At 49.9% G+C, this 24206-nt stretch carries 18 protein-coding genes; 7 read left to right on the top strand and 11 right to left on the bottom strand.

Annotation, left to right across the window (positions count from 1 at the left end; translation table 11 throughout):
* On the bottom strand, positions 1-836 hold an 836-nt coding region (locus tag Q8O92_07845; GenBank protein MDP2983226.1), incomplete at its 3' end, for a uroporphyrinogen decarboxylase family protein.
* A 420-nt stretch (positions 837-1256) separates the two neighbouring features.
* Here Q8O92_07845 and Q8O92_07840 point away from each other — a divergent pair.
* From Q8O92_07840 to Q8O92_07830, 3 genes are all read left to right on the top strand, one after another.
* Positions 1257-2951 (top strand): cupin domain-containing protein, encoded by a 1695-nt coding sequence (locus Q8O92_07840; protein MDP2983225.1) that lies wholly within the window; start codon positions 1257-1259, stop codon positions 2949-2951.
* 558 nt (positions 2952-3509) lie between these two features.
* On the top strand, positions 3510-4544 hold the full coding sequence (locus Q8O92_07835; GenBank protein ID MDP2983224.1) for a Gfo/Idh/MocA family oxidoreductase: 1035 nt from the start codon (positions 3510-3512) through the stop codon (positions 4542-4544).
* A 152-nt stretch (positions 4545-4696) separates the two neighbouring features.
* Complete coding sequence (locus Q8O92_07830; protein MDP2983223.1) at positions 4697-5917, top strand: DegT/DnrJ/EryC1/StrS family aminotransferase; 1221 nt, start codon at positions 4697-4699, stop codon at positions 5915-5917.
* Positions 5918-6056: 139 nt separating this feature from the next.
* Here Q8O92_07830 and Q8O92_07825 read toward each other — a convergent pair whose 3' ends face one another.
* From Q8O92_07825 to Q8O92_07810, 4 genes are all read right to left on the bottom strand, one after another.
* Positions 6057-6542, bottom strand: a complete 486-nt coding sequence (locus Q8O92_07825; GenBank protein ID MDP2983222.1) for a PIG-L family deacetylase — start codon at positions 6540-6542, stop codon at positions 6057-6059.
* 78 nt (positions 6543-6620) lie between these two features.
* On the bottom strand, positions 6621-7979 hold the full coding sequence (locus tag Q8O92_07820) for a DUF4861 family protein (GenBank protein MDP2983221.1): 1359 nt from the start codon (positions 7977-7979) through the stop codon (positions 6621-6623).
* A 187-nt stretch (positions 7980-8166) separates the two neighbouring features.
* Positions 8167-10803, bottom strand: coding sequence for a M14 family metallopeptidase (locus tag Q8O92_07815; GenBank protein ID MDP2983220.1), 2637 nt, complete (start codon positions 10801-10803; stop codon positions 8167-8169).
* A gap of 439 nt (positions 10804-11242) precedes the next feature.
* Positions 11243-11626 (bottom strand): hypothetical protein, encoded by a 384-nt coding sequence (locus Q8O92_07810; GenBank protein ID MDP2983219.1) that lies wholly within the window; start codon positions 11624-11626, stop codon positions 11243-11245.
* Positions 11627-12620: 994 nt separating this feature from the next.
* On the opposite strand from Q8O92_07810, the gene Q8O92_07805 reads away from it, so the two are divergent.
* The 4 genes from Q8O92_07805 (at position 12621) to Q8O92_07790 (ending at position 15765) form a co-directional block, all read left to right on the top strand.
* The gene (locus tag Q8O92_07805) at positions 12621-12917 is read left to right on the top strand and encodes a hypothetical protein (GenBank protein ID MDP2983218.1); all 297 of its coding nucleotides are present in this window, start codon (positions 12621-12623) and stop codon (positions 12915-12917) included.
* A complete protein-coding gene (locus tag Q8O92_07800) occupies positions 12907-13452 on the top strand; it encodes a hypothetical protein (GenBank protein MDP2983217.1) in 546 nt (181 codons plus the stop codon). The genes Q8O92_07805 and Q8O92_07800 overlap by 11 nt, the downstream gene beginning before the upstream one ends.
* A 343-nt stretch (positions 13453-13795) precedes the next feature.
* Positions 13796-14899: an inositol-3-phosphate synthase gene (locus Q8O92_07795; protein MDP2983216.1), complete on the top strand. Its 1104-nt coding sequence runs from the start codon at positions 13796-13798 to the stop codon at positions 14897-14899.
* 266 nt (positions 14900-15165) lie between these two features.
* Complete coding sequence (locus Q8O92_07790; protein ID MDP2983215.1) at positions 15166-15765, top strand: NYN domain-containing protein; 600 nt, start codon at positions 15166-15168, stop codon at positions 15763-15765.
* 87 nt (positions 15766-15852) lie between these two features.
* Here the strand turns inward: Q8O92_07790 and Q8O92_07785 are convergent, their stop codons facing one another.
* From Q8O92_07785 to Q8O92_07760, 6 genes are all read right to left on the bottom strand, one after another.
* Complete coding sequence (locus tag Q8O92_07785; protein MDP2983214.1) at positions 15853-16809, bottom strand: hypothetical protein; 957 nt, start codon at positions 16807-16809, stop codon at positions 15853-15855.
* Positions 16810-16915: 106 nt separating this feature from the next.
* Complete coding sequence (locus Q8O92_07780; GenBank protein MDP2983213.1) at positions 16916-17116, bottom strand: twin-arginine translocation signal domain-containing protein; 201 nt, start codon at positions 17114-17116, stop codon at positions 16916-16918.
* 149 nt (positions 17117-17265) lie between these two features.
* Positions 17266-18798 (bottom strand): TolC family protein, encoded by a 1533-nt coding sequence (locus tag Q8O92_07775; protein ID MDP2983212.1) that lies wholly within the window; start codon positions 18796-18798, stop codon positions 17266-17268.
* A gap of 51 nt (positions 18799-18849) precedes the next feature.
* Positions 18850-21960, bottom strand: coding sequence for an efflux RND transporter permease subunit (locus Q8O92_07770; GenBank protein ID MDP2983211.1), 3111 nt, complete (start codon positions 21958-21960; stop codon positions 18850-18852).
* Complete coding sequence (locus Q8O92_07765) at positions 21957-23156, bottom strand: efflux RND transporter periplasmic adaptor subunit (protein MDP2983210.1); 1200 nt, start codon at positions 23154-23156, stop codon at positions 21957-21959. Before Q8O92_07765 ends, Q8O92_07770 begins: the two co-directional genes overlap by 4 nt.
* Before the next feature lie 78 nt (positions 23157-23234).
* Positions 23235-24059: a DNA methyltransferase gene (locus Q8O92_07760; protein ID MDP2983209.1), complete on the bottom strand. Its 825-nt coding sequence runs from the start codon at positions 24057-24059 to the stop codon at positions 23235-23237.
* Between the last annotated feature and the right edge of the window lie 147 nt (positions 24060-24206).

Raw genomic sequence — 24206 nt, 5'->3', positions numbered from 1 at the left:
ATGCGGCTGCCGTAATCACGTTTCAGACGGGCCAGGTCCATTCCTTTGGGGCGCGGCTGAACCGGGTTTACCGCATCCATGTCGATATCGATGAGGTCGGGGATGATCGACCAGACCGACCCGCATGAATGGAACATGGTCTTCATGCCGTAGTCATGCCCAAGGCCGCTGAACCGTTTGAGGATGGGCTTGAAGAATTCCCGCCACATGTCCGGGGAGATGAACAGCGCCTCCTGTGTGCCGAAATCGTCGCCGAAAAAGAATATATCCAGCAGATCGCCGCAGTTCTCGAAAAAATCGAGGCACAGCGCCCAGTAAAAATCCGCCACCCGCTGATTGAGGGCATGGATCACCTCCGGATGAGTTACCATTTTCATAAGGTATTCTTCCATACCCATGAGCTCGGAGGCGTCAGTCCATACTACCACCCAGGGCCCGCCGATAATCGAATAATCAGCCCACTGTCTGCACTGGGCGCGGCAGTTTTTGGAAGTGAACCATGCAGGATCCGGCCAGTTGTAACGGAGAAGATCATCTACCGTTTCAGCGCCGGCCAAAGGGTGGGATAGAGGCTGGCCGTATTCCATGCCGCCACGCAGCACGCCCCAGAAATTCCTGGACCGGCCGTCCTCTTCTACAGGCAGTGACGGCCCGATGTAATCCTGGCGGACTCTGCGAAAGTCTATGTGCAAACGCTGCATAAGCGCTTCTTCATCAACTGAGCCGGCGGCCTCGCATAATTTCTCCGTGAGCGCCTGGGACGCGCCATACCAGAGGGGGATGCGGTCGGGCTCACGGTGCTCGAATGCCAGACGGACACGTTCTTTGGATGTCATGCCAACCTCGAAGGTAAAATCGTGTCGGATTGTCAGAAATTTTCTCATTGGTGACTTATTGAATAATTTAGACAATCGTCCCCTTTTTTCAAATGGAATTTTGACAAAAGAAAAGGATGAAGGATTAAAATGTCTGAACCATGATTTACTTGATTCCATGATTAACCCGATTTTTTCCTTGATTCTGCTCATTTGCTCTTGTACATTAATGGAAATAAAATGAAAATCTCTAGTCATCAACGATGTTGACGCCCAGGTCAAACCGGGCATGTTCGAGCGCAGGGACATCGATCTTTTCCGGTATGCAGAAAGGATTTTTTTTCTGGAAGGGTGAGAAAATTTAACTCAGGAGGGAATTTTGTGTTAATTTATAAAACCGGGAAACAAAAGGTGTCAAATATCTTAAAATGGGGGGTTCTTATGTGCCGCAGCATTCTCGCTTTCTTTATCCTTCTCTTATATCTCTCCGTTCCGCCGATTTCAGCCCAGAAGGCTGATTACACCATGCTCGATCCCAATCCCTATAATCCCAAAACCGACCCGAATATCGACATGTTCATAGGGAATTGGCGGGAATCTTTGCCGCATCACATCTGGGGAACGCTCATCGAGCGCGACATCCTGAAAAAGAACGACGGCGACCCCCTGCGTCCCAAAGCCCGCGGCGCAGCCCTCCAGTATATCAACCGTCTCTCCTACGGTCTCTTGAGCGCCCGGAATGTAACCACACCGGCCGTGTTGAAAGGGGAGCAGGTAATCTTTTACATCGACGGGGGAAAAGGCGAGATAAGCGCGGGCGGGAAAACGGTTAAGCTCTATAACGGCGTTTGTGTGCTTATGCCGCCGGAAATTGAGTTCACCCTGAAAAACTCCGGCGAGGATCCCCTGACCATGTACCTCATGGTGGAGCCGGTCCCCGCCGATTTCAAACCTAAAACCGAAATGGTGGCAAAAGACGAAAACATCCTGCCGTTCGACATGGCCGATGCACACTGGACATATATTCCCAAATTCTTTTTCTCAAAGAAAGACGGCCTTGCCACCATCGACGGGATGGCGCCGGTCTGGCATGATCCCATGACCATGGGACAGCCGCACAGTCATTGCCCAGGCATGGAAGAGGTCTGGTTCTCCCTGGAGGGCGATCCCACCATTCTTCTGGGGAAACAGCTCCGCCCGTTCCCTGCCGGAAGCGCCTACAAGATACCTCCTGATTACAGAACTCCTCATTCCGCCATCAACGTTAAAAACCGCCCGGTAAAGACATTCTGGTTCATCGTGCGTACTGTGCCTGAGCCGCCTCCGCCCTCATACAGCATGCTCGACGCCCGGCCATTCGATCCCAAACGTGACGCCGATATCGATCTCTACATGAGCAACTGGAAAAACTCCATGCCCCGAAACACGCACGGTTCCCTTGTGGAGCGGGATGTTCTCACCAAAGGCGACCCGATGAAACCTTCAGGCAAGGGCGGGGCACTCAAGTATGTCAACCGCTTCACCTATGCCACCCTTTACGCGCACAATGTGACTATCCCGACCACGCTCAAAGGCGAGCAGGAGGTGTTCTATATCCTTTCCGGGGAGGGAAAAATCACCGCCGGGAAGAAATCCGCCGACCTGCACAAGGGTATTTCCGTACTCATGCCCGCAAATCTGGAATTCACTATGCTGAACACCGGCGCGGAACCGCTGACCATGTACCTGGTGAGCGAGCCGATTCCTGCCGGTTTCCGCCCGAACAAAGATATGCTCGTGGTGGATGAAAACACCGCACCCATTACCACCTCCGACGCTCACTGGGTCGGCGCAGTGAAACAATTTTTCACCACGAAAGACGGCCTGGGAACCATGGAATCCATACTCACCTGTTATTTCAGCCCTAACACCTTTTTCCACCCGCACAGCCATGTGCCGGGCACCGAAGAGGTGTGGCTCGCTCTTGACCCCGACACCCATGTGCTGTTCGGCAAACAAATCCGCCTGCAGGAGCCGGGCACGGCATATATGATCCCGCCGGACGGGAAAACTCCTCATGCTAATTTCAATCTCTCCGACAAGACGGTAAAACTGTTTTATTTCGCCCGATACCAGGATCATGAGGTGAGGAAGTAGAAACAGCCTAAAACCCAAAGTCCAAAGCCCAAAGTAAAAAGAGAAGGCGCAAAGGGGCAAAGGCACAGAGGCACAAAGTAAAAGGCGGCATCCGTATTCACCCCTGATGAAAGGGTTTTTCGGGATGAGGTAATGGGAATCAACTTTTACGATTGGTCTGTCCTGGCTCTTTCATCGTTCTCCTTATAGTCGGGCTGGCCAAGGGGAAACGCGCCAGCTCTGGCGAGTACTTCGTGTCGCCGATTTTTATTGCTTTGAAAGCAACTGGTTATTGAAATTGACGGCGGCATACATTAAATGCAGAAGGACTATGATACATTGAGAACTCATAGTATCAATTATTTTGGCATCAAAGTAATACGTTTCACAAACGAACAGGTCTTTAATGAATTGGCATGGGTGTTACATGAATTAAGGAAGGAACTAACTCAAGAACTCACCTTATAATTCCCTTTTTGACTTATAAAACAAAACGTGTGAAAGGTCACGGGGTTTCCCCCGCTTTAACTTGTTAGAGAGGGGTTCAGGGGGTGAGTTCTCTTTTTCAGGAGGCTTCTCATGAACCGTTACAGAGTCGGTATAGTCGGGTTTGGATGGGTAGCGGGCGCTCACCTCAAATCGTTCATGGAAATTCCCAGCTTCGAGCCGGTTGCGATCCTGTCGCGAAGAAATCTCGATCCTGCACAGATCAAAGCCGAATATGGCGCGGATGTCCGCATCTATCATGATTACAACGCCTTCCTGCACGACCCTGAAATAGACATCGTGGATATCTGCACCCCGCATCCATTCCACACCGAACAGACGGTGAAAGCTGCAGAAGCCGGAAAGCATGTGATCATCGAAAAGCCCATCGCGCTCTCCTTCCCGGATGCGGTGCGGATGCTGGATGCTGTGGAGAAAAGCGGAGTGCATACCTCGGTCTGCTTTGAGGTACGGTTTATCTCGGTGGCTCAGGAGATGAAATCGATCATCGGGCAGGGTTTGATCGGGGATGTCTATTACGCCGAGTGCGATTACTTCCACGGCATCGGGCCCTGGTATGGGCAGTTCGCCTGGAACATCAAAAAGGACATGGGCGGCAGCTCGCTCCTTACCGCCGGGTGTCATGCCCTCGATACACTGCTCTGGCTTGTCGACAGCGAGGTGGAAGAGGTGTTCTCTTACGCCACCAGCAATCCCCACGAAGTATACCGGCCCTACGAATATCCCACCACCACGGTTACCCTTCTGAAATTCAGAGACAGGGGTATCCTCGGTAAGGTTGCCTCAATCACTGACTGCATGCAGCCATATGTGTTCAATATAAACATGGTCGGCTCCCACGGCACTATCAAGAATAACCTCTTCTATACCAAGAAAATCGCTGGACTTAACGGCTGGAACACAATGGATGTGCAACTGGTGGATAGCGGCGATGTAGCCCATCACCCCTACCGAGAGCAGTTCATCCATTTCGCCGAGTGCCTGGACAAAGGAGTAGACCCCCACAATAATCTCCGGAGCGCCTTTGAAACACACCGGGTGATCTTCGCCGCCGATAAGTCCGCCGAAACCGGAAGGCCGGTCAGGCTTGAAGAGTTTAAAAGATAAGGAGGGTGAGAAACAATAATAACAAAAAAGAAGACATAATTTGGATGTAATTAAAAACATGGTCAGGATGTGAAAATTCCATGTGCCTCAGACTGTCTTTGAAATTTGTGCTTTAGCTCTGTAACTTTGCCACTTTTTTAAGGAAAACTCCCATGATCACCGATTGGCCGTATGAATTTCCCGGAGCTTACTGGCTGGATGAGAAAGAGGAGGAGGCTGTGCTCGATGTGCTCAGGCGCCGCACCCTGTTCCGTCACTATGGCCCGGACAAGCCCAGGTATGTTCTCAGATTCGAGGAAGAAGCCCGCAAGTTCTACGGGGTCAAATATGCGCTGGCGGTTAACAGCGGCACCGGAGCGCTGGCGACCGCCCTCCAGGCCATGGGAACAGGCCCCGGGGACGAGGTCATCATGCCGGCGTTCATGTGGATTTCCACAGCGAGCACCGTGGTACACCAGAACGCCATCCCGGTCATCTGCGAGATAGATGATTCGTTTACTATGGATCCGGAAGACCTTGAGAAGAAGATCACTCCGCGAACCCGGCTCATCCTTCCGGTGCATATGGCCGGTGTCCCCAGCAACATGGCCGCGATCATGGAAGTCGCTCGTCGTCACGCCATCCCGGTGTTAGAGGATGTCGCCCAGGCCAACGGCGGCACATTTCAGGGTTGTAAACTCGGAACCTTTGGGGACATGGGAATTTTCAGCCTCCAGACCAACAAGAACATGACCGCCGGAGAGGGCGGACTGGTGGTCACCAATGATCGTATCCTCTACGAGCGGGCGTTTGCCGGTCATGACATGGGGTACCTGTATGTTGACGGGAAGTCGCTCATACCACCCCCGCACGCCGTGATGTGGCCTGCGGGAAGGAGAATGGCCGAAGTTCTCGGCGCCATCGCCTCGGTGCAGATAACCAAGCTTCCCCGAATCATTGAGCACATGCGTGCCTCGAAGAAGCGGATGAAGGAAATGCTTTCGGGAACTCCCGGCCTCACATTCCGGCGGCTCAATGATCCACAGGGGGATACCGGGCCGTTTCTGATCATCCTCCTGGAAGACGAGGGAAAAGCCCTTCGCGCTGCTTATCGGATGAAAGAATCAGGCCTCCACAACATCTGGCGGCTGGCGGAGTACAAATATCACATCTACTGCAACATCCCGGCCCTGGTGGAAAAAACTCCGCTATCTCCGGCGGGCAATCCCTGGAATCTGGAAGCTAACCGTGAGAGTGTCTACGATTACGGCAAGGGCGCCTGCCCCAGGAGCGATGAACTCTTCGCCCGGGGAATACTCATTCCGGTCCCCTCATGTCTGACCGAGGAGCAGGAAAAAGGGGCAGCGGAAGCGATAAAAGAGGCGGCGGGATAAACTCACCCCCCGGCCCCCTCTCTTATGAATAATAGAGGGGGAGGAAAGGCAGCGCAGAGAGGGTTTAAAAGCCTAGGCCATTTTTACTCCGGCCTGCAAGCCCCGGAATTTTGCCGGTATCTCCAGGAACACATCCAGCTCATACCCGAACAGATCTTTCATCCACTGATTCTGGCTCACATGCTTGCTTACCATATCCACTTTGCGGACGAATGTCTCGGTGATGTCTATATACAACTTCGGCCATGTGAATGCATTCGTCTACAATATAGCCGGAGATGGAATGATCCGGATTGTAATCGTTTCTCGAGTGACAGAAAACCACATCTGGCCGGGCGATACGGAATGCATTGATAAATTTCATCCTGGTCTCGCGTGAATCCATGAGGAATTCGTCATCGAAATCCAGCCAGATCAGCTTCGCGCCAACTACCGCTGCGCCCGCTTTAGCCTCATCATGCCGAATGGAGGCTATCTCTCCGGGTGAAATAGTGGAGGAACCCACATTCCCGTTTGTCGCCGCACAGAAAAACAGGTTATCCCCACGGTCACGGTAACGGGCAGCTGTTCCTCCGGCAAAGGTTTCGATATCGTCAGGGTGCGCTCCGACAAAGAGAATATTCATCTTGATCTCCATGAATAGATAAGAAAAATAACAAGATAGCTTTATCCGGTTTGGCCAATTTGACCGTATCCTTTTCCGCTACTTTAATGGTTTCTCCTCGTACCTGAACTCCCCAAATTTGACCGGATTATTATACCGTTCCGCCTCTGTCAAAACATATTTTTTAAACTCATCAGCCGTTTTGTTGACAGACCCCTGGTTCCAGGCCCCAAAGATCATATAGTCGAAAGACCGGTCTTCAGTCGCCGGTATGCGGAAAGTATGATTGCCGCCGTAAACTTTAATATTTTTGTACTGAGGCCTGTACATATCTTTGACAGTCAAGGCGATTCCCTCAAAATCCAGAACCAGTCCCTTCACATTCACACTGTCGATCGCCGCCTGAATCACCACATTCTTTCCGAATGATATGACCGTTCCGCCGGACTGATAGGTATCGTACTCGCTCATTATATGACGGATGCCGCAGGCAAAGGCAGTGGAAGGCTCTTCCGGCCAGAACTGGGGAAATTTCACCTGGCAGGTGGACCAGCTTTTGCGTGCAACAGCGGTGTAAAGCTGGTCGGCTTCATACATGCCCTTTCCGGTTCTCCAGTTCATGGTTTTTACCCGAATCATGCTCCGGAGGGGGCCGTTGGCCACTATATCGAACGAGTAACGGGTATCGACATAGGGCCCTTTATTCAAAAAGGGGCTGTAGCGGGGAACCGAGACGGAATCAGGCGCGGACAAATTCTCGTAAAGGCCGATGCCTCCGTCTCCGAAAGTATTCGATACTGTCATGATGTCCGAGCCATACTCGTGCGGCATATAGTATCCCGAAAGATTCTTGGTGTATTCAAAATATCCGGTAAGCATCGGTTCCCGTTTGCCGTGCATGTCCACACTAGTGGGATACCAGAGTTTCCAGGCTATGTATTCGCTTTCCCAGAAGGGGACCGTGTGACGGCCGTAGTAGCCCATCCCGGCATGGGTTTTGTGTTCGAACAACCCCCGCTCGCTGTAGCCGATATAGAGGAACATGGTTTTTGTTTCATGCGCTTTGATGTCGGTGAGGAAGAACAGCTCATCCCAGATACCGTCCTTGTCCAGATCGTCCTGCTGGTATTCTATTGTGTGCCCGTAGGTTTCGGCGCGGAACAGGTATCCACTCTTCTCCCTGAGCTGCTCTCTGGTCGGCTCAGGCAGGGAGGGAAGGGAAGGATCGACCACGGTAATATAGCGCTCGGCAATGTTTGGCGTGGGAAGCTGGCTGCGCTTGATAACAACCGGACATTCCTTCCAGTCGCTGGCGAGAGTGTTAGTGATGGTAAACATGATTCTTTTCGCCGGTTTGAACTCTCCCTCGGTATACCAGCCGAATTTCTGCGCCTGGGCAAATCCCTGCACGACAAAAAAACATAAAAGGCCTGCACCGAGAACCTTCTTGAGCGTCATATATACCTCTCTGATTTTAATAAAAAGGTTTTTCTCGCTGTTGTGTTTGCGTATATACTCAAAAGCGGGGAAAGATGTCAAGTGGAATGAAAGTATCATCGCCGTTTTTCATCCTGTTCAAATTTCATTCCGGTTATCGGTAATTCTGACATTCTTTCCCTTTGTGCCTTTTTCCTGAACCCGTGTTTTATTTTTTCATCCCGCTTTCCACAAGCGCATTGAACAAAAGCCGGAAGGTGCCGTGTGGCTGGCCCCGGTGCTGCACCCGGAATCCGAGTAGTACAATCTTCCCTTTGCCATAAGAAACCTCGACAACCGACGGTTTATCCATAATCAGCCCTTCTCCTATTATCCATCCGCTCTCCAGGAGCACTGTGTCGGCATACCGGGCGACTACTGCAGTTTGAAATGGTTTTTCTTTGCCATCCTTCTCGGAAGGTTTGGTCACCTCGAATGCCTGGGAGCGAGCAAAATAGCCTGATACCCACTCTGGCATGCCGTATCCCAGTGGATGGTTGTTGTCCATCCGCACCCGTAGAATCGAACCGGGACAGTAGAATTCTTCGGTTTTTCTCCCGCTGAGCACATTGCGTACCGGAATGTTGAAATAGCGTATTGGAAGACCGCATGACTCATCGATGCAGACCAGTGTTCCTCCCGCATCCACAAAATTTTGCAGGCAGGTGATGCCTTCGGGGCCGATGCCTCCGGTATACTGAGGCTCTGTGGAATCAGGGGCGAGACCTTCCATGATCGCTCTCTCCCCCTGGGAAGGGAGGATCAGGCAATCATAGCGTTTCTGCAGGTTCCCGGCCCGGATTTCCGGATTGTGAACTGTGGCATACGAGAATTCGAACGAATCGAGGACAAACCGGGTCCATCCTTCATCTATAACTGCGGCCCACGATTGATACACTCCCACACGGGGAGTGGAAACTGTACGGAGGGAAGCTCGCATCTTCTCGTCAGGGCGGGGGATTCCGATGAGCTCGGAAGAGATTCCTTTCAGGAGTTTCGCTTCAGCCCGCCTCACCTTATCTGCTTCGGGGATATACAGTGAACCAGGCGGCAGTTCTTGGCCCCCCGGTTTCATCCAGCCGTTTCCGGAAGAGATGATTTTGTACTGAATTCCGGCCCGATTCATACGGTTGATCAAACGGAAATCATCATTTGCACCGGCTCTGACCACATACCCGGCGGCGTTTTTTTCTTCCTTTATTTTTCCTTTGGGTCTGGGAATCGTGTCCACTTTTTTTGCACGGCAGGTAAACGGCTGGTTTACCGACACCCGACGCACTCCCATCTGCAAGGGCAGGGTCCATCCGGCTATATCGTAGGGAGGCTCCGGAGGCCCGCCGGGATACTGCACTCGGTTTGGATACACCTGAGGCTCCATCATGTCGTTCAGATGAGCGCGGTAGGGCTGCGCGCAGTAGAGAATATAAGTTCCGGCGGGATAGGGTACATCGTCGGCGGTGAATTTCTCTTCCGCCTGGTGTACTTCCAGCCCTGTATCATGAAGTATCCGCAGCATTTCGACCGCGGTTCCGGGATCGTGCTGGTCGGGAGGGACCAGCCAGGCGAACGGGGGCTCGGTTTTGCCTCGCTCCAGTGCGTCACGGGCCAGCTTGACTCCATTTGACAGGAAGAGATCGTGGTAACGGGCAGCAAGGGTGAAAACGCTCATGCAGGAGATTTTTTCATAGTCCACAATATCCCGCAGCCGCCACCAGCCGCCGGGCCATGGATCGGGGAAGTTGACGGTCATGGAGTAATCGGTCATGCCCCGCAGGTTTCCCCGGAGCTCGCTCTTCTGCTGAAAGACCGGAGAAGCGATATTAACGCTCGCTGCTTCGGTGAGAATGCCAACCATGTTGTGGCGGTACACCACAGTACGGAAGCCGCCGTTCCACCAGTTGTCATACATGGCATTGTGGAGAACTCCTTTTTTCCCCGCCCGGGTAAGTTCAGCGGCGATGTGGCCGCCAAGGATGAGCATCATGTGGTCGTTCAGTGGGTCGATGTTCGGATTTTTGGGATCGAAAAAAGGCGGCACAAAGAGGCGCGGCCCCAAATTGCCCATCTGGTGGATATCATATACGATGTTGGGATACCACTCCTGAAACATCACCCTGGTTTCGAGCTGCGTTTCCTTGAGGTTCAGCATGAACCAGTCACGGTTATTGTCATGTCCGGCATACTTATGATAAATCCAGGGCATACCGGAGCCTTCCCACGGTTTTCCCAGAGACTTTTCGTACCAGTCAATAACCATTTCGAGGCCATCCGGGTTGGCCGATGGAACCAGAAGGATAACAGTCCGTTCCAGGATTTCCCTGATCTGAGGCGAATTCCCGGCTGCCAGGTCATAGAGCAGCTCCAGGGCCATCTGGCTGGAGGCAATCTCAGTGGAATGCAGGTTGCAGTTGATAAACACCACCACCTTGCTCTCCGCGACCAGCCGGCGTTCTTCCTCTGCATTCCTGATAAGCCGGGGGTCGGCAAGCTTGTGCTGGTTTTCACGCTGCCGGGCAAGCTCTCCGGGGGCATCCGAAGAGGAAATCTCTGCGAAAATGAACGGACGGCCTTCCGTGGTGGTTCCCATATCACGGATATTCACCCGGTCGGAATTGTTTCCCACATACCGGAAATAATCGACGATTTTCTGCCAGCGCGCCAGCTTGTAATCTGCGCCCACCGGGTGGCCGATGAAATCCTCGGGCGGTTTTATCGTCTCCGCCGGGAAGGCTGGCGCAGAAAACCAGAATGCAAGAACAAAAACTGAACACAAATGGCGCAGAGGAAAGTGAGATGTGGTATACATGGTCTCTCCAGTCGCTGAAAAAAGGTAGGGGATTTTTTGTAGTATGATATGATTCAATAGTGGGGCGCGCAAGATGAAAAGATAAGACTGAAGGATGAAATACAGAAGATAGAAGACTGTCTGAACCGCTGATGCGTGTGATGTATGTGATAAAAGATGATGAAAAGATGGGATGATAACGTTTCTTTTCAATAGATGCCGAAACAAGTTCGGCATGACACGTGTCATCCTGAACTCGTTTCAGGATCTAAACACTTAAAAAAATGCGCAATTTCTTATGTCGTCATATTTAAATCGTGCAAATCCTTTAATCATGCGAATCAAGGTTCAGACAAGAAAAAGATGAAGAGGATAGGGCAGAAAAAATTTATTAAGAAAATCTACATGGTGGAATCAAAAGTCATGATTGCACCTTGTCTTTTGCTTTGTCACCTTGCTGCTATTTTAACATGATAATCACGCAGATTATCAATCCCACCAGTGAGCCGGCCGCCAGACCCATGGCGAGGATCAACCGTACACGAACCACTTCCAGGAGTACGGAAACCTGCTGGTCATGTTCCGCGATGCGCTGGATGAGGGAGGCCTGACGGCGCGAATCCGCCTGGAGTTCCGTGGCATATTGCCGGAGTTGTGTCACTTCTTCCTGGAGAATGCGGATAGATTCCTCAGTGGAATGTTTTTCTGCGTAATGAGAGGGTTCGGGCGCTTCGGGCCTGGGTTTTGGAGCGCCGTCCAGCAAGTCCTTGGCGGCTGAAAGAATCTGGGGCGCGGCTTTAATGATATCCACCCAGGGAATGAGTCCGGCGATTAATTTCAGCAAATGAGTACCTCATACATGGCGAAGATGAATAGGGAAAGAAGAATGTTTTCTTGTTCTTATTGCAGGATTTAGTCCAATCCTGTAATAATATGATGTTATACTGACAAATTTTGCAAGAAAAAAGAAAGATAATTTTAAGATGATCAGGCTGATAATACCTCGAACAAAGAAAGCAGCAGTGAAAAGAGAAAAAAAAGCGCCGTTATCATATTCGATGACGGCGCTCTAAGTGTGGAGAGAAGAGAACGATTACAAAATGGAGATCAAGGTTGAGAACTGGCTGAAAATGTATCCGCTGAAAACGATGAAGGAAATCAGCCCCCCGATCAAGAGGTAATCACAGGTATTAGCGAAATTGGTTTTCATGGAAAAATCCTCCTTATAGAATTGAAAGTGTATGTGAGAATTGACTTGCGATGAGACCGCTTGTGAGAATGCAAAAGCCAATTCTGATAATAATCAAGGTCGTGTGATAAATAAGTTCTTTGTTCATTGTAGTTACCTCATGCAGCATTTTTACTTGTCATTTTCTGTTACTGCTTTATAATGCGAGCATATTATCGCAATATCTGTGCCAAATCATAGTATTGCTAAACCCACAAACCGCCATACGGATATAACTATTGCAATAACAATAAGATATGCATTGTCAGGTCATTTTTTACACCATACCTGGTGTTTGGAAATCTTCACAAAAAATGAGACAGTGATACGGTTTTGCGAAATAATTTATTACCATGTTTATAACTGCCATATTATACTGTATGTTATACTAATCTCAGCAATGATACCATGCTGAGACAAAAGGAGCTTTCTTCTTCTTTCATCCTTCTTCTTTCTTCCTTATCTTTTTTCAATAACGTTTCTTGCGTTTAAAGATACGTCATTGTAAATTATAGACAGCAAGTTGATTCTCATGGGATGAAGGTTTGAGACTTGCCGGGTAGTCGGGGGAATATATGGCGGCGTATGACATTCAGAAAACGGAGATCGGGTGAAAACAAAAGAAATTCTGCTGATAGGTATTTTATTTTTTGCCGGTTTTGTGCTATTGGAATTTTTGATTGAGCACATCTTTCCGGGTCCTTTTCAGCGGCTGATTGCCAGGATACTGTTTCAGGGTCAATTTTACCTCATTTTGTATCTTCTTTTTAATTCATGGGATCTCACTAAAAGAGTGCGATGGTTGGAGCTTATCTTGACAAGGGAGAGACGGACCCGTTTACGCCTTCACCAATTGAGGCAAAAAATAAGAATTGGCAGCACTGGAAGGGAAAAATATGGAAAATGAAACATCACTGCCGCAATCGGAAAAAAAAACCGATTTCATACCAAAAAAAAAGTTTTTTGATGCAGTATCGTCGAGCAAGACCGTACGGTATACCTTCATGACAGCCATGCTCATGTTTATTTTGCTTTGCGGATATATACTTCTGTATGCCGGCTCTCTTTTTATAGAAGCGATTATGAGAAGGTGGTACAGCGTCGATGCAGGCGATTTTGAACGTAATTCGTTTTGGTTGGGATATCTATACGGATTTCCGAGCCTTCTCGGATTATTAGGCGGTTTGTCGGTCATGGCCACCAGGCCGGCCCGGTGGTATAAGTTCAAAGTGCTCCTCTTCATACCGGGAGTTATATGGTCTGCTCTCCTCGTACTTGATCTCGTGCGACGGTCTTTTCCTCTGACATACTGGGTATTCTGGTCTCTTCACATACTGGCCATGCTTCTATGCATGTTTGTACTGTTCGGAGTCATTGTGAAGATTTGCATTCCATATCTTGAGTCAGAAAAACCGGCTGAATTAATAGAAACAAAAGGATAATGGATAATGAAAGGAATGAGATAAATTTGAACTGAGTGGTTCATACGTAACATAAAATATTCTCTTTGCGGCGAATATACTCGGTTTGTGAACAGAAATCTCCCTCCGATTGTTACACTAGGACGAGAATCCATAAAGACCGTTTGTTTAATGTATTCTTTCTCTTGCTTTTCCACTCATTGTGATATATAATTGTCAGGATGAGGCGCGGTCTATATAAGGTCAATCTCTTTTTTACCGGCTGGTTCCTTTATAGGAATACGGTATCTTAGATAGATTTTTTATACTGTGGCTATGAATAATTGGTTTTATTAATATATGGGTATTTTTTTGGGAGGTGATCATGAATAAAATCAAGATCGCTATTTCAGGAATCGGTAACTGTGCGAGTTCCCTTATTCAGGGTATTACCTACTATAAAGATAAATCCAGCAAGAATGCGATTGGGCTGATGCACTGGGAGCTTGGCGGTTACAAACCCTGCGATATCGAGGTTGTTGCCGCTTTTGACATTGATAAACGCAAGGTTGGGCAGGATGTTTCCGATGCCATATTTGCTTTGCCCAACTGCACCTGCGTCTTCTGTCAATATCTCCCGAAAACCGGTATCAAGGTAAAAATGGGTCGGATTCTCGATGGTTTTTCAGAGCACATGAAAGAATATGACGAAAAGTATACTTTCCTTTTAAGCGATGAGAAGGAAGCCACGAGCGAAGATGTGGTGCGCACTTTAAAGGAATCAGGGGCGGAAATGCTGGTGAATTATCTTCCGGTCGGTTCTGAGGAAGCGGTAAAGTTTTATGCCCAATGCGCGCTGGACGCCGGAATCGGGTTTATTAACAATATGCCGGTTTTTATCGCCAGTAATCCGGATTGGGCGGAGAAATTCCGGGCAAAGAACCTCCCGGTTATAGGAGATGACATAAAAGCTCAACTGGGCGCCACCATCACTCACCGTGTGTTGACCGATCTTTTCAGAAAACGCGGAGTCAAACTGGAAAGAACCTACCAGCTTAACACCGGGGGGAACACCGACTTTCTCAATATGCTCAACAAAAACAGGCTTATATCGAAACGCATCTCTAAAACCGAAGCGGTTCAGTCGGTGGTAGGGGAGAGGCTGGACCCCGAAAATATCCACATCGGGCCGAGCGATTGGGTGGCCTGGCAGAAAGACAACAAAGTCTGCTTCCTCCGTATGGAAGGGAAACTGTTCGGCGATGTTCCCATGAACATTGAACTTCGTCTCTCGGTAGAGGATTCACCCAATTCCGCGGGGGTCGCCATAGACGCCATACGGTGCTGCAAGCTTGCCCTGGAGCGAGGGAAGGGAGGACCTCTCTATTCACCTTCTTCCTTCTTCATGAAACATCCGCCCCGTCAATTCACCGATGAGCAGGCTTTCAGCATGACCGAGGAATTTATTTCCGGGATCCGTGATGAATAGTCCTCTATTCCACACAGATTATATTGCCCATTTTAGGAATAGATTCCTTTGCCCTACTATTGCAATTCCAAATATAAAATTGGAACAGTTGTATAATCGGAGAAGTTAAATAAAAATGTTTTTCTTCTTGACAATTCATGAATTTTTATTAAATTTTGGTATACTGTTTATATCGCGCCCCTGCCCTTCCACGGAACAGCAGGTAAATATTTCAGAGTGGGGAAGTAGGTAACTCTATTTTCTCACTCTTTTTTTTGGAGTAAACAATGGATAAAATGGCTCTTTTTATCGATGGCGGTTATCTGGCAAAAATTCTTCGAAATGAATTCGATTCAGCTAAAATAGATTTTCAAAAGCTCCAGGAATTCATCTCTGCCGGAAGCACATTGTTTAGAACATACTACTATATATGCCCCACTTATAGAAGCGACCCCCCTACCGATCAGGAAAAACTGGTACATGCCAACCAGACCCGTTTTTTTAACAGGCTCAAACTCATTCCGCATTTTGAGATAAAATTCGGAATTTTGGTCAAAAGGGATTTTTCTTGCGATCAATGCAGCTACTCTACGATGAAATTCGAGCAGAAAAGAATCGATGTTCTTTTTGCGGTCGATTTTGTCCGTTCTGCATGGAACAGATCGATTCAACGTGCAGCGATCATTGCTGGAGACGGAGATTTTGCACCCGTTGTTAAAGATGCCAAAGACGCCGGAGTAATGGTAAGTTTGTACTACTCGAGGAATTCAATCGCCCGGGAGCTCCACGATGTCTGTGATGAACGATATATTATTGATCAAAACTTTATCGGAAAGATTAAGCAAACACCGGTTTACTCCCCAGGTTCTTTCATAAACGAACAGTGAAACAATAAATCGCGGTTGTGAGAGAAAAATTCCCCCTCTTTTGAATGCTGGAGAGGGGGAATAGGGGGTGAGGATGATTTTGGGCCTCTATTGCCCTAAATCCGGCATGATGACATCATTCACACGGATTTCATCCTTGCCATCCAGAATTTCTGCTTTGGAAGTCCGTTCCGACCAGACTGTGGTAACATTGATCTTCCCCACCGGGGTGCCGGAATCGGAGGTGTACACTCTGAATCGATCCCCCGGTTTGACTCCGTCCAACGAGCCTGCATTGATGGTTACCACACCACTTTCGATGAGAAGAACACGGAATTTCTTGTAGCTATACCAGTTCGTGTCTGGCAGTGTGATAACCGCTCTAATCTCCTTATTTACCTTGTTGAGCGCTTCTACGGTTGCCTGTCCCATCAAGGTTCCAAGGAATCGCTTCGATCCGAAATCAAGGCTGTCCAGACTGTAGAATTCATAGTCTCTCCGCCGTTCCTTCCCGAATAGCTCAAGCCCCAGACCTTTTTCGGACTTGGAATCCTCACCATGAATCAGTTTCCCTAACTGACGGCCTGTGGCGACATTGAGAATCTTCACCTGGTCGAGCACCACTTTGGCGTTAAAGTACTTGTACCCGCCGACAAAGGGTTCACCGCCGCCGATGCGCTTGTAAGTGTAATCATCAATCGTTCCAACCACGGCAATATCTGCACCAAGTTGACGGGCGATGGAGCAGACCTCTGTATCCGAAAGTACTCTTTGCCTTTCTTTCTGATTCATGAAAACATTTATAAAGCGGAAGAAAAGACTTTTCTTCCTGGGTTTTTCCATGCGCGCCCTGACCGAGTCCATGGAAACAACGGTGTAATAGGAATCGCCGATCATATCGCCGAGCATGATAGGGATTTCATATCGAAGCAGCCAGGGTCCGCGATATCCGCTGTCATCATAGAAAGGCATGAACAGGACAGTTTTTCCGGTTCCAACCGCACCGGGTTGTATCACGGCAAAAAAGGTTATGAAAATTGTTATAATAAAAATGAGTCTTCTCATACAGGTTCCTTTACACACTAATTTAGGTTCTTAAATGAATTCAGGATGACACGTGTCATGCCGAACTTGTTGCCGCTTCGCGGAAACGATGAAGCCGTTTCGGCATCTATTTATCACACATGGGTTTTCCATCTTGTGTCAGCCCTTTGCAATACATGGGTTGATCAAAATAGGGACATCGTGACGTCTCTTGAGTAGAGCCGGTTTCCTCAGCCTTCACTTTTTCTGATCCGATGATAGTTCCGGAAGAGATAGCTGCACCGGCAACCGCTATATCTTTCATGAATTCACGCCTGGTTCGACTCATTGTTCCTCCTTTTTCCCAATCAGGTACAATTTTAACAATAGCAAAATATAGGGAGAGAAACTAACCAAAATCAAGAAAAAAGACGACAAGACAAAAGTTGAGTTGCACAAAAAGGGAATCAGGAGTGAGTTGTAAGAAGGGTGAGGTGATTACAGTTCCGTGATACTGGTTATTCCCCTGCGGTCCAAAAGGGTTCCTTCCATGAGCTGCAAATTGATCAGCGCTGCCAGGTATGCCACCATGGATTGAGCCTCATCACTCTGGCTGGCGATGAAATCACGCTGCGCCCGCAACACGAGAAAATTGGTGGATTTCCCGACCCGGAATTTTTCCTGTTCGGCTTCCAGATTCTTTTCCTGCAGGGCGCGGGTGACCTGGGTCGCAGTGATCTGTTGTTTCGACCGAAGTACCTCAATATAGGCCGAACGAACATCGCGCTGCACCATTCTCTCCATGTTTTTTACGGAAAGATCCATCTGCTGACGAGTGTGCTTGGCGCGGGTGAACAACGCGCTGGCTTTTTGATTCGTTAGAGGCAATCCTAGTGTCAGGGTTCCGGTCAGATCGTGGAATGGGCTGTTCACATCGGGCAGACCGCTCTTGAATGTTTGGGCGTACGAATTCTTTCCCAGGCTGATGAACAAATCCAACTTTGGTAGAAGACCGTTTTTCGTGCGTACCACATCCAGGTCGCCCTTTTTAAGTGAAAACCTGGCCTGTTGGAGATCGGCGCGGTACTTCAGCCCCAGCGCTTCATGTACTGCAATGGTGTCCAGGGTGTCGATCGGAATAAAGGGCTTGTCCAAAGGAAGCGGTACCGCCGCCCAGGTGCTTTGCGTCTTGGGATTCAGGAGGAAAAGAAAATTGAGACAGGCCTGTTCATACTTGCTCTGCGCATCAATAAGCACCGAATTCCGGGTTGCCACTTCCGCACGGACTGCGGCCAGCTCCAGCTCCGGGAGCTTGCCCACCGCTACACGTTCCTGCGATTCATCCAACTGTCGGTTTGCCAGCTCAAGAGATTTTTTTGTGATGTTCACTTCTTCCCGGGTGAGATAGATTTCCCAGTAAGCCTTTTCTACACTCGACACCACTTCTTCGGCTACTGCTTTTAGTTCGGCTTTCGAAATCTCAACATCGAGATTGGCCTTGCGGATATTGGCCAGGTTCACTCCCGTCCCGAATCCCTGGAGGAGAGACTGAGTAACAGTAAATCCAACAACGCCGGAATACTGGTCTGCGTAAATATTAGAAATCGTGCTCGAGAGAGAAGAACTGGCAGTCAGGGTCGTCCCGGTAGGCAGTACTTCGGTAAACCCGAAGTTGTAGAGGTTACGCTTCTGTTCTAAATCCACCGCTTGCCGCTGGATGCCCAGAAACCGCTGGTTCCTGCTCGATATCTGGCTGCCTGTCGCGGCAATCTGGGGATCATAGGTACTTTTCTGTTCTTTCGCATAAGAGCGATATATGTCCGGGGCCAGACGTTGGATGGTTACCGTGGGATTATTTTCCAGAGCCATAAATACTGCATCATGGATATTGATCCGAAGAGTATCCTTTCCGGAAACTGCAGCGAAAGGATTCTGCTCCATGACTCCCGCTCCCGATTCTGCGGATGCGGCAAAACCGGCAAAAAGCGTTAATAAAACGAAAATAGATAAAATTGTTATATGTCTCGTCAAGGGGCTACTCCTGTAAAGTAATAGAGCATTAAAGCGACGCTGAAAAAAGCTTCAGGCAGAAACGTTCTCTTCTTTCTTCTTTTTCGATGCTCTGCTTTCAAACAAATAGTATACCACCGGCACAAGAAAGAGGGTGATGAGTGCGGAACTTGTCAGCCCCCCAACCACCACACGCGCCATGGGCGACTGTGCTTCACCGCCTTCTCCCAGTCCGAGAGCCAGGGGTGTAAGCCCCAGCACTGTCACTGTGGTGGTCATGAGAATCGGACGGAGCCGCCGCGAACCGGAAAGACAGATCGCCTCCATGACCTCCATCCCGTCTCTGCGGCGCAGAATATTGGCATAGTGCACCAGAAGAATGGAGTTGTTGGTTACGATGCCCGCCAGCATGATGCAGCCAATGAAGGCATTCATGCTGAAAATGGTTCCGGAGGCGATCATGGTCACGGTAATACCGATGAGCGCCATCGGCACCGCAAACAGGATTATGAACGGGTCGCGGAACGATTCAAACTGCCCCGCCATCACCATATACACAAGGAAGAGAGCAAGAAGGAAGGCGAACATAAGCTCGTTGAATGCTTTCTGCTGCTGCTCGTAATCCCCGCCGAACTGGACCACGAAATCCTTGGGCCAGGGTAGAGTATGCACTTGTTTCCAGATATCGGTAATGACCGAACCCATGTCACGCCCGGTAAAGTTGGCGTTTATGGTGATGATCCGTTCCTGGTTTTTCCTTTCGATGCGCACCGGTCCTTCGCGGGGAGTAGTATTCACCACATTACGGAGGATGACCGGCTCGCCGCGGCTATTGAGCACGGTGAGATCGAGAATATCGGATAGATTCTTCCGGTCCGGTTCGCTGAGCCGTACCAGTATATTGTATTCTTTTCCACTTTCACGGAAATACGATGCGCGGGTGCCCCCGACCGCCGTCTGAAGAGAGTTGCCTATCCTGGATACGGTCAGGCCGAGGTCCGCAGCCTTCTGACGGTCGATACGTATAATCTGTTCGGGACTTCCTTCTTCACGGCTGATACGGGTGTCGGTGATGCCGGGGACCTGACGGACTGCCTCATCGACTTCCTTGGCAAAATCACCGGCGGTCTTCAGGTCATACCCCCGTACCTCTACACTAACAGCGTCTGAAGAAGATGAACCCATGCGCAGCATAAAGAGTCCCTGCCCCGCCCTGGTGCGCACTACCACTCCAGGCAGGCCGTAAAGCTGTTTTCTCAGGTCTGCGGCGATCTGCTCGCTGCTCCGCTTGCGCTCACTTTTGGGTACTGTTCCTATGGTAATATCGGCAGTTTGCGGGCCGCTGGAAGAACCGTATCCTCCACCTCCTCCCACACGGGTGACCATGACCCGCCTCTCGGGTACATTTTTGCGGATGATATCTTCCGCCGTCATCGTGATCTCGTTAATAATATTAGGACGGGTTCCGACCGCCATCTCCAGGTTCACCGTAACCTCGCTTTCATCCGCCTGCGGCATAAGCTCCACTCCGACATAACGAACCAGAAACAGCGAAATCATGAATAGCGCACCGCATATGATCAGCACCGTCTTTTTGTTACCCAAAGCCCATCGCAGAGCGCGGCCATACGCTTGTTCGACCCGGCGGAATGTCTGTTCGCTTACCGCATATACCTTCTGCAGGCCGCCCTTTTTCCTCGATTCATCCGGTATCTGATATTTAACGAATTTGGAGGAGAGCATGGGAACAAGAGTAGTGGCAACCACCAGGGAACAGACCATGGAAAAGCTCACAACATACGCCATCTGTTTGAACATGATACCCGATATGCCCTGCATGAACACCACCGGGAAGAAGACCACGATATGGGTCAGGGTGCCGGCCATAATAGCCGACCAGACCTCGGAGGTTCCCGTCAGAGCAGCCTTGACTGGGGGAAGTCCGTTCTCCCGGTGTCGATGGATATTTTCCAGCACTACAATGGAGTTGTCCATGAGCATGCCGACGCCCAGAGAAAGCCCACCCAGTGTCATGACATTGAGCGTAAATCCGCCGAAATACATAAGCCCGAATGTGGCAATAATTGAAATGGGAACCGCCACAGCTACGATAGCGGTGGTAGAAATATTGCGGAGGAACAAGAAAAGAATAATGATCGCCAGGATTCCGCCCATCATGGCAGCCTCTCCGAGATTGGCGATGGACCGCTTGATGTATATGGAGGTGTCCATCGTTGGGATGACCTGAATCTGGGGAAGGTCACGGTTGATACGGGTTACTTCCTCCATGATGGCTTGCGCCACCTTCACCGTGTTGGTTCCGGACTGCTTGTTCACAGATACCCGGAGCCCCGGTTGGCCATCGATACGGTCGAAGGAGCGGACTTCCTGCCAGGAATCGATTACATCGGCCACATCCATGACACGGATGGGAGCGCCACCTTTGGTGGCAATTACCGTATTCCTGACCTCATCCAGCGATTGGTATTCGCCCTGGGTGCGCACCAGCACATCCAGATTGCCTTTCTGGTACAGGCCCGCCGGGATATTGCTGTTCTCACTGTTAAGTGAACTGAGAATAATATCCGTGGAAAGACCCAGGGCTTTCATCTGGTCTGAATGGAGCTCCACATGAATCTCGCGGAGCAGTCCCCCGCGGGTAGTCGCCGCGGCCACACCCGGTACACGTTCCAGACGGTATATCACCTCGTCCTCCACAAACTGGCGCAGGTCGCGCGGATTCATGGAGCTCGAGATGCCAAGGGTAACAATCGGCATCATGGAAATGTCAAATTTACGGATCATCGGGCGGGTGACATCTTCCGGCAGACGCCCCATAACCCGGTCGATACGGTCACGAATATCATTGGCGGCCGAATCAAGGTCCGACCCCCAGATGAAGGAAACACGCACCTGGCTCGATCCCTGGTTGGAGGTGGAAGTCATCTCCTGCACGCCCTGCACCGAAGCTAGCGTTTCCTCGATTGGGCGTGTTATCATCTCTTCCATCTCTTCCGGTCCCACATTTTCATACGTGGTGACGACGGAGATCGTGGGATAAGTGACTTCCGGCATGAGATCGATAGACAGCCGTGAAAACGACACCATACCCAAAGTCACAATGGTCAGAAAGATAATGAAGGTCAAAATCGGGCGATGTACCGATCCCTCGGATATATTCATTTTGCCGGCTCCTTGCTGGAAGAGTCAACTCCTCCTCTTCTGCCGCCGGGGCTTCTTTTTTGTGGAAGAATTACCCGGCTTCCTTCTGTCAAAAGGTTCTGTCCCAAAGTGACCACCGCGCCGTCAATTTTCGGTGAAAGAATTTCGGTTCTGTCGAGGGTTGCAATTCCCAGCTTCACCGGAAGAAAGTGTGCCACAGGCTCTGCTTTGTCGATGACAAATATGCCGGGATTGCCCTGAAGGTTCACAACAGCCTGGCTGGGTACTGTCTGAGCATTATCGTTCTCTGCAAGCACCACCCTGACCTTGGTGAACATGCCAGGCTTGAGTATGTGCGAATTATTGGCGACCTCCACTTCCATCTTCGCCACCCGGGAGGATTCCTGAAGCATGGGCGCGATACGGGCGACTTTGCCGGAAAAATGTTCGTCAGGATAGGCATCCACCATGACATCGGCTGCCTGGCCGACACTGATACGACCGTAATCGCGCTCCACTACAGTAGTGCGCACGATGACCCTGTCATAACCTAATACTGTCACCACCGGGGAATTGGGTGCGAGCAGCGCCCCTTCATCCGCAAACCGTTCGCCGATAAAACCGGGTTCAGTGGCGTTGAGAACGGTGTAACTCAACCGAATTTTAGCGGAATTGAGGGAAGCCTTACGTTGGTCGACTTGCGCCATAGCCAGCTTCAGTCGGGACTCCAGGGCGGTATTGTTGGTCACCGCCGCATCGAGTTCGGAAGGAGAGGCAATGCCTTTTTCATTGAGAGATTTTGCCCGGTCCAATTCCTGTTTGGCCAGCTCGGCTTGTCCTTTTGATTCTGTAAGGGTAGCCTGAGCGATTTTCAGATTCGCTTCTCCTTCCAACACGGCCTGCTGGTATTCGGCGTCATCAATACGGGCAATGACTTCCCCCCGGCTGACCGGATCTCCGATCCGTTTCCGGATTTTAATGATCCTTCCGGACACCTTGGGGGCGACAACATACTGGTAGATAGGATATACCGTACCGGTGAACTCACGGATTTCCTTGATGGGAGCATATGTTACATTGTCTATCATCACCGCTACCGGCGGCCTCGCCGGGCGTTTTACAGTTGTCATGGATTTCTTGCTTATCAGCCCGACAACGCGCCAGGTTAAAAATGCCAGAAAAACGATCCCGATTACTATCAGCACCTTTTTTTTCATAGAGTTACAATTCCCCGCACTAGTTAAAATTATTAAAAATACTTATCTAATTTTAGACGCATATATCTGTTATTTGGTTTAAAGGAGTTTCGTCTGCTCTGATTCGTTCCCTTGCTTTTGCACCCGTCCCGCTTTCTTTATGGTCGCCTCCAGCGCGTGGGCGGGAATCTTCACCAGCGCTCCGTTTAAAAGCTCCTCTATCGTGTATATCTGGATGCGGGGGAATTTCATCCCCTGGCCGCTGATGGGATGTATAATTTCGTAGAACCCCGCGTCGGCAGCTTCCGCCCTCATGGGGGCCGATGGCTCCGAGAGGGTGATGAACACTCCGATAACTGCTTTCTCGCGCTCCAGCGTTCCTTTCAAATCCCGCACCTGCGCGGCGGAGACATGACCTCCCTTGACCTGCACCACGATCTTTTTCGCCTTCCCGCTCTCGTCGTCGAAGAAATACATGTAGCCGTCCACCCCACGGTCGGCGCCTTTCTTCTTGTCCTGCGCGGGACGGGCGTCCACCAGCGAAAGCGCCCACCACTCGAACTGAAATTTGTCCGCCTCGGCAAGCGCCCGGGCGCTCGCCAAATCCTTCGGGTCGCCGATGATCTCATAGGGTGAAAGCTCTTGACGGAATGAATCCTCCAACCTGTGTTTGATGAGCGTGATGGCCAGATGGGTGATGTCGATGCCGATCCAGCGGCGGTTCAGCTTTTCCGCCGCAGTGACCGTTGTCCCGCACCCGCAGAAGGGATCGAGTACCACATCCCCCTCGTTCGAAGATGCTTTTATGATACGCTCAAGCAGGGCTTCAGGTTTCTGGGTGGGGTAACCTAAAGCCTCATTACCGGAAGCAACAAAAATGTCAGACCATATATCAGGTATTTTTTCACCTAAATTTTCATCCAGATAACGTTTAACCCGGATTATTCACAAAATTTTTACGCATTAATCTTAAGTGCTTATATAATAAAATGATAGAAGAATATTTACCTTAATTTCTTCAAAATTGAATTATTTTCGATGTAACATATGTTCACTCTATCTGTAATTTCT

Origin of the sequence: Candidatus Latescibacter sp. (assembly GCA_030692375.1) — a bacterium.
GTDB lineage: Bacteria > Latescibacterota > Latescibacteria > Latescibacterales > Latescibacteraceae > JAUYCD01.
The sequence above is the reverse complement of the archived record's forward strand: the minus strand, read 5'-3'. Positions and strand labels throughout refer to the sequence as shown.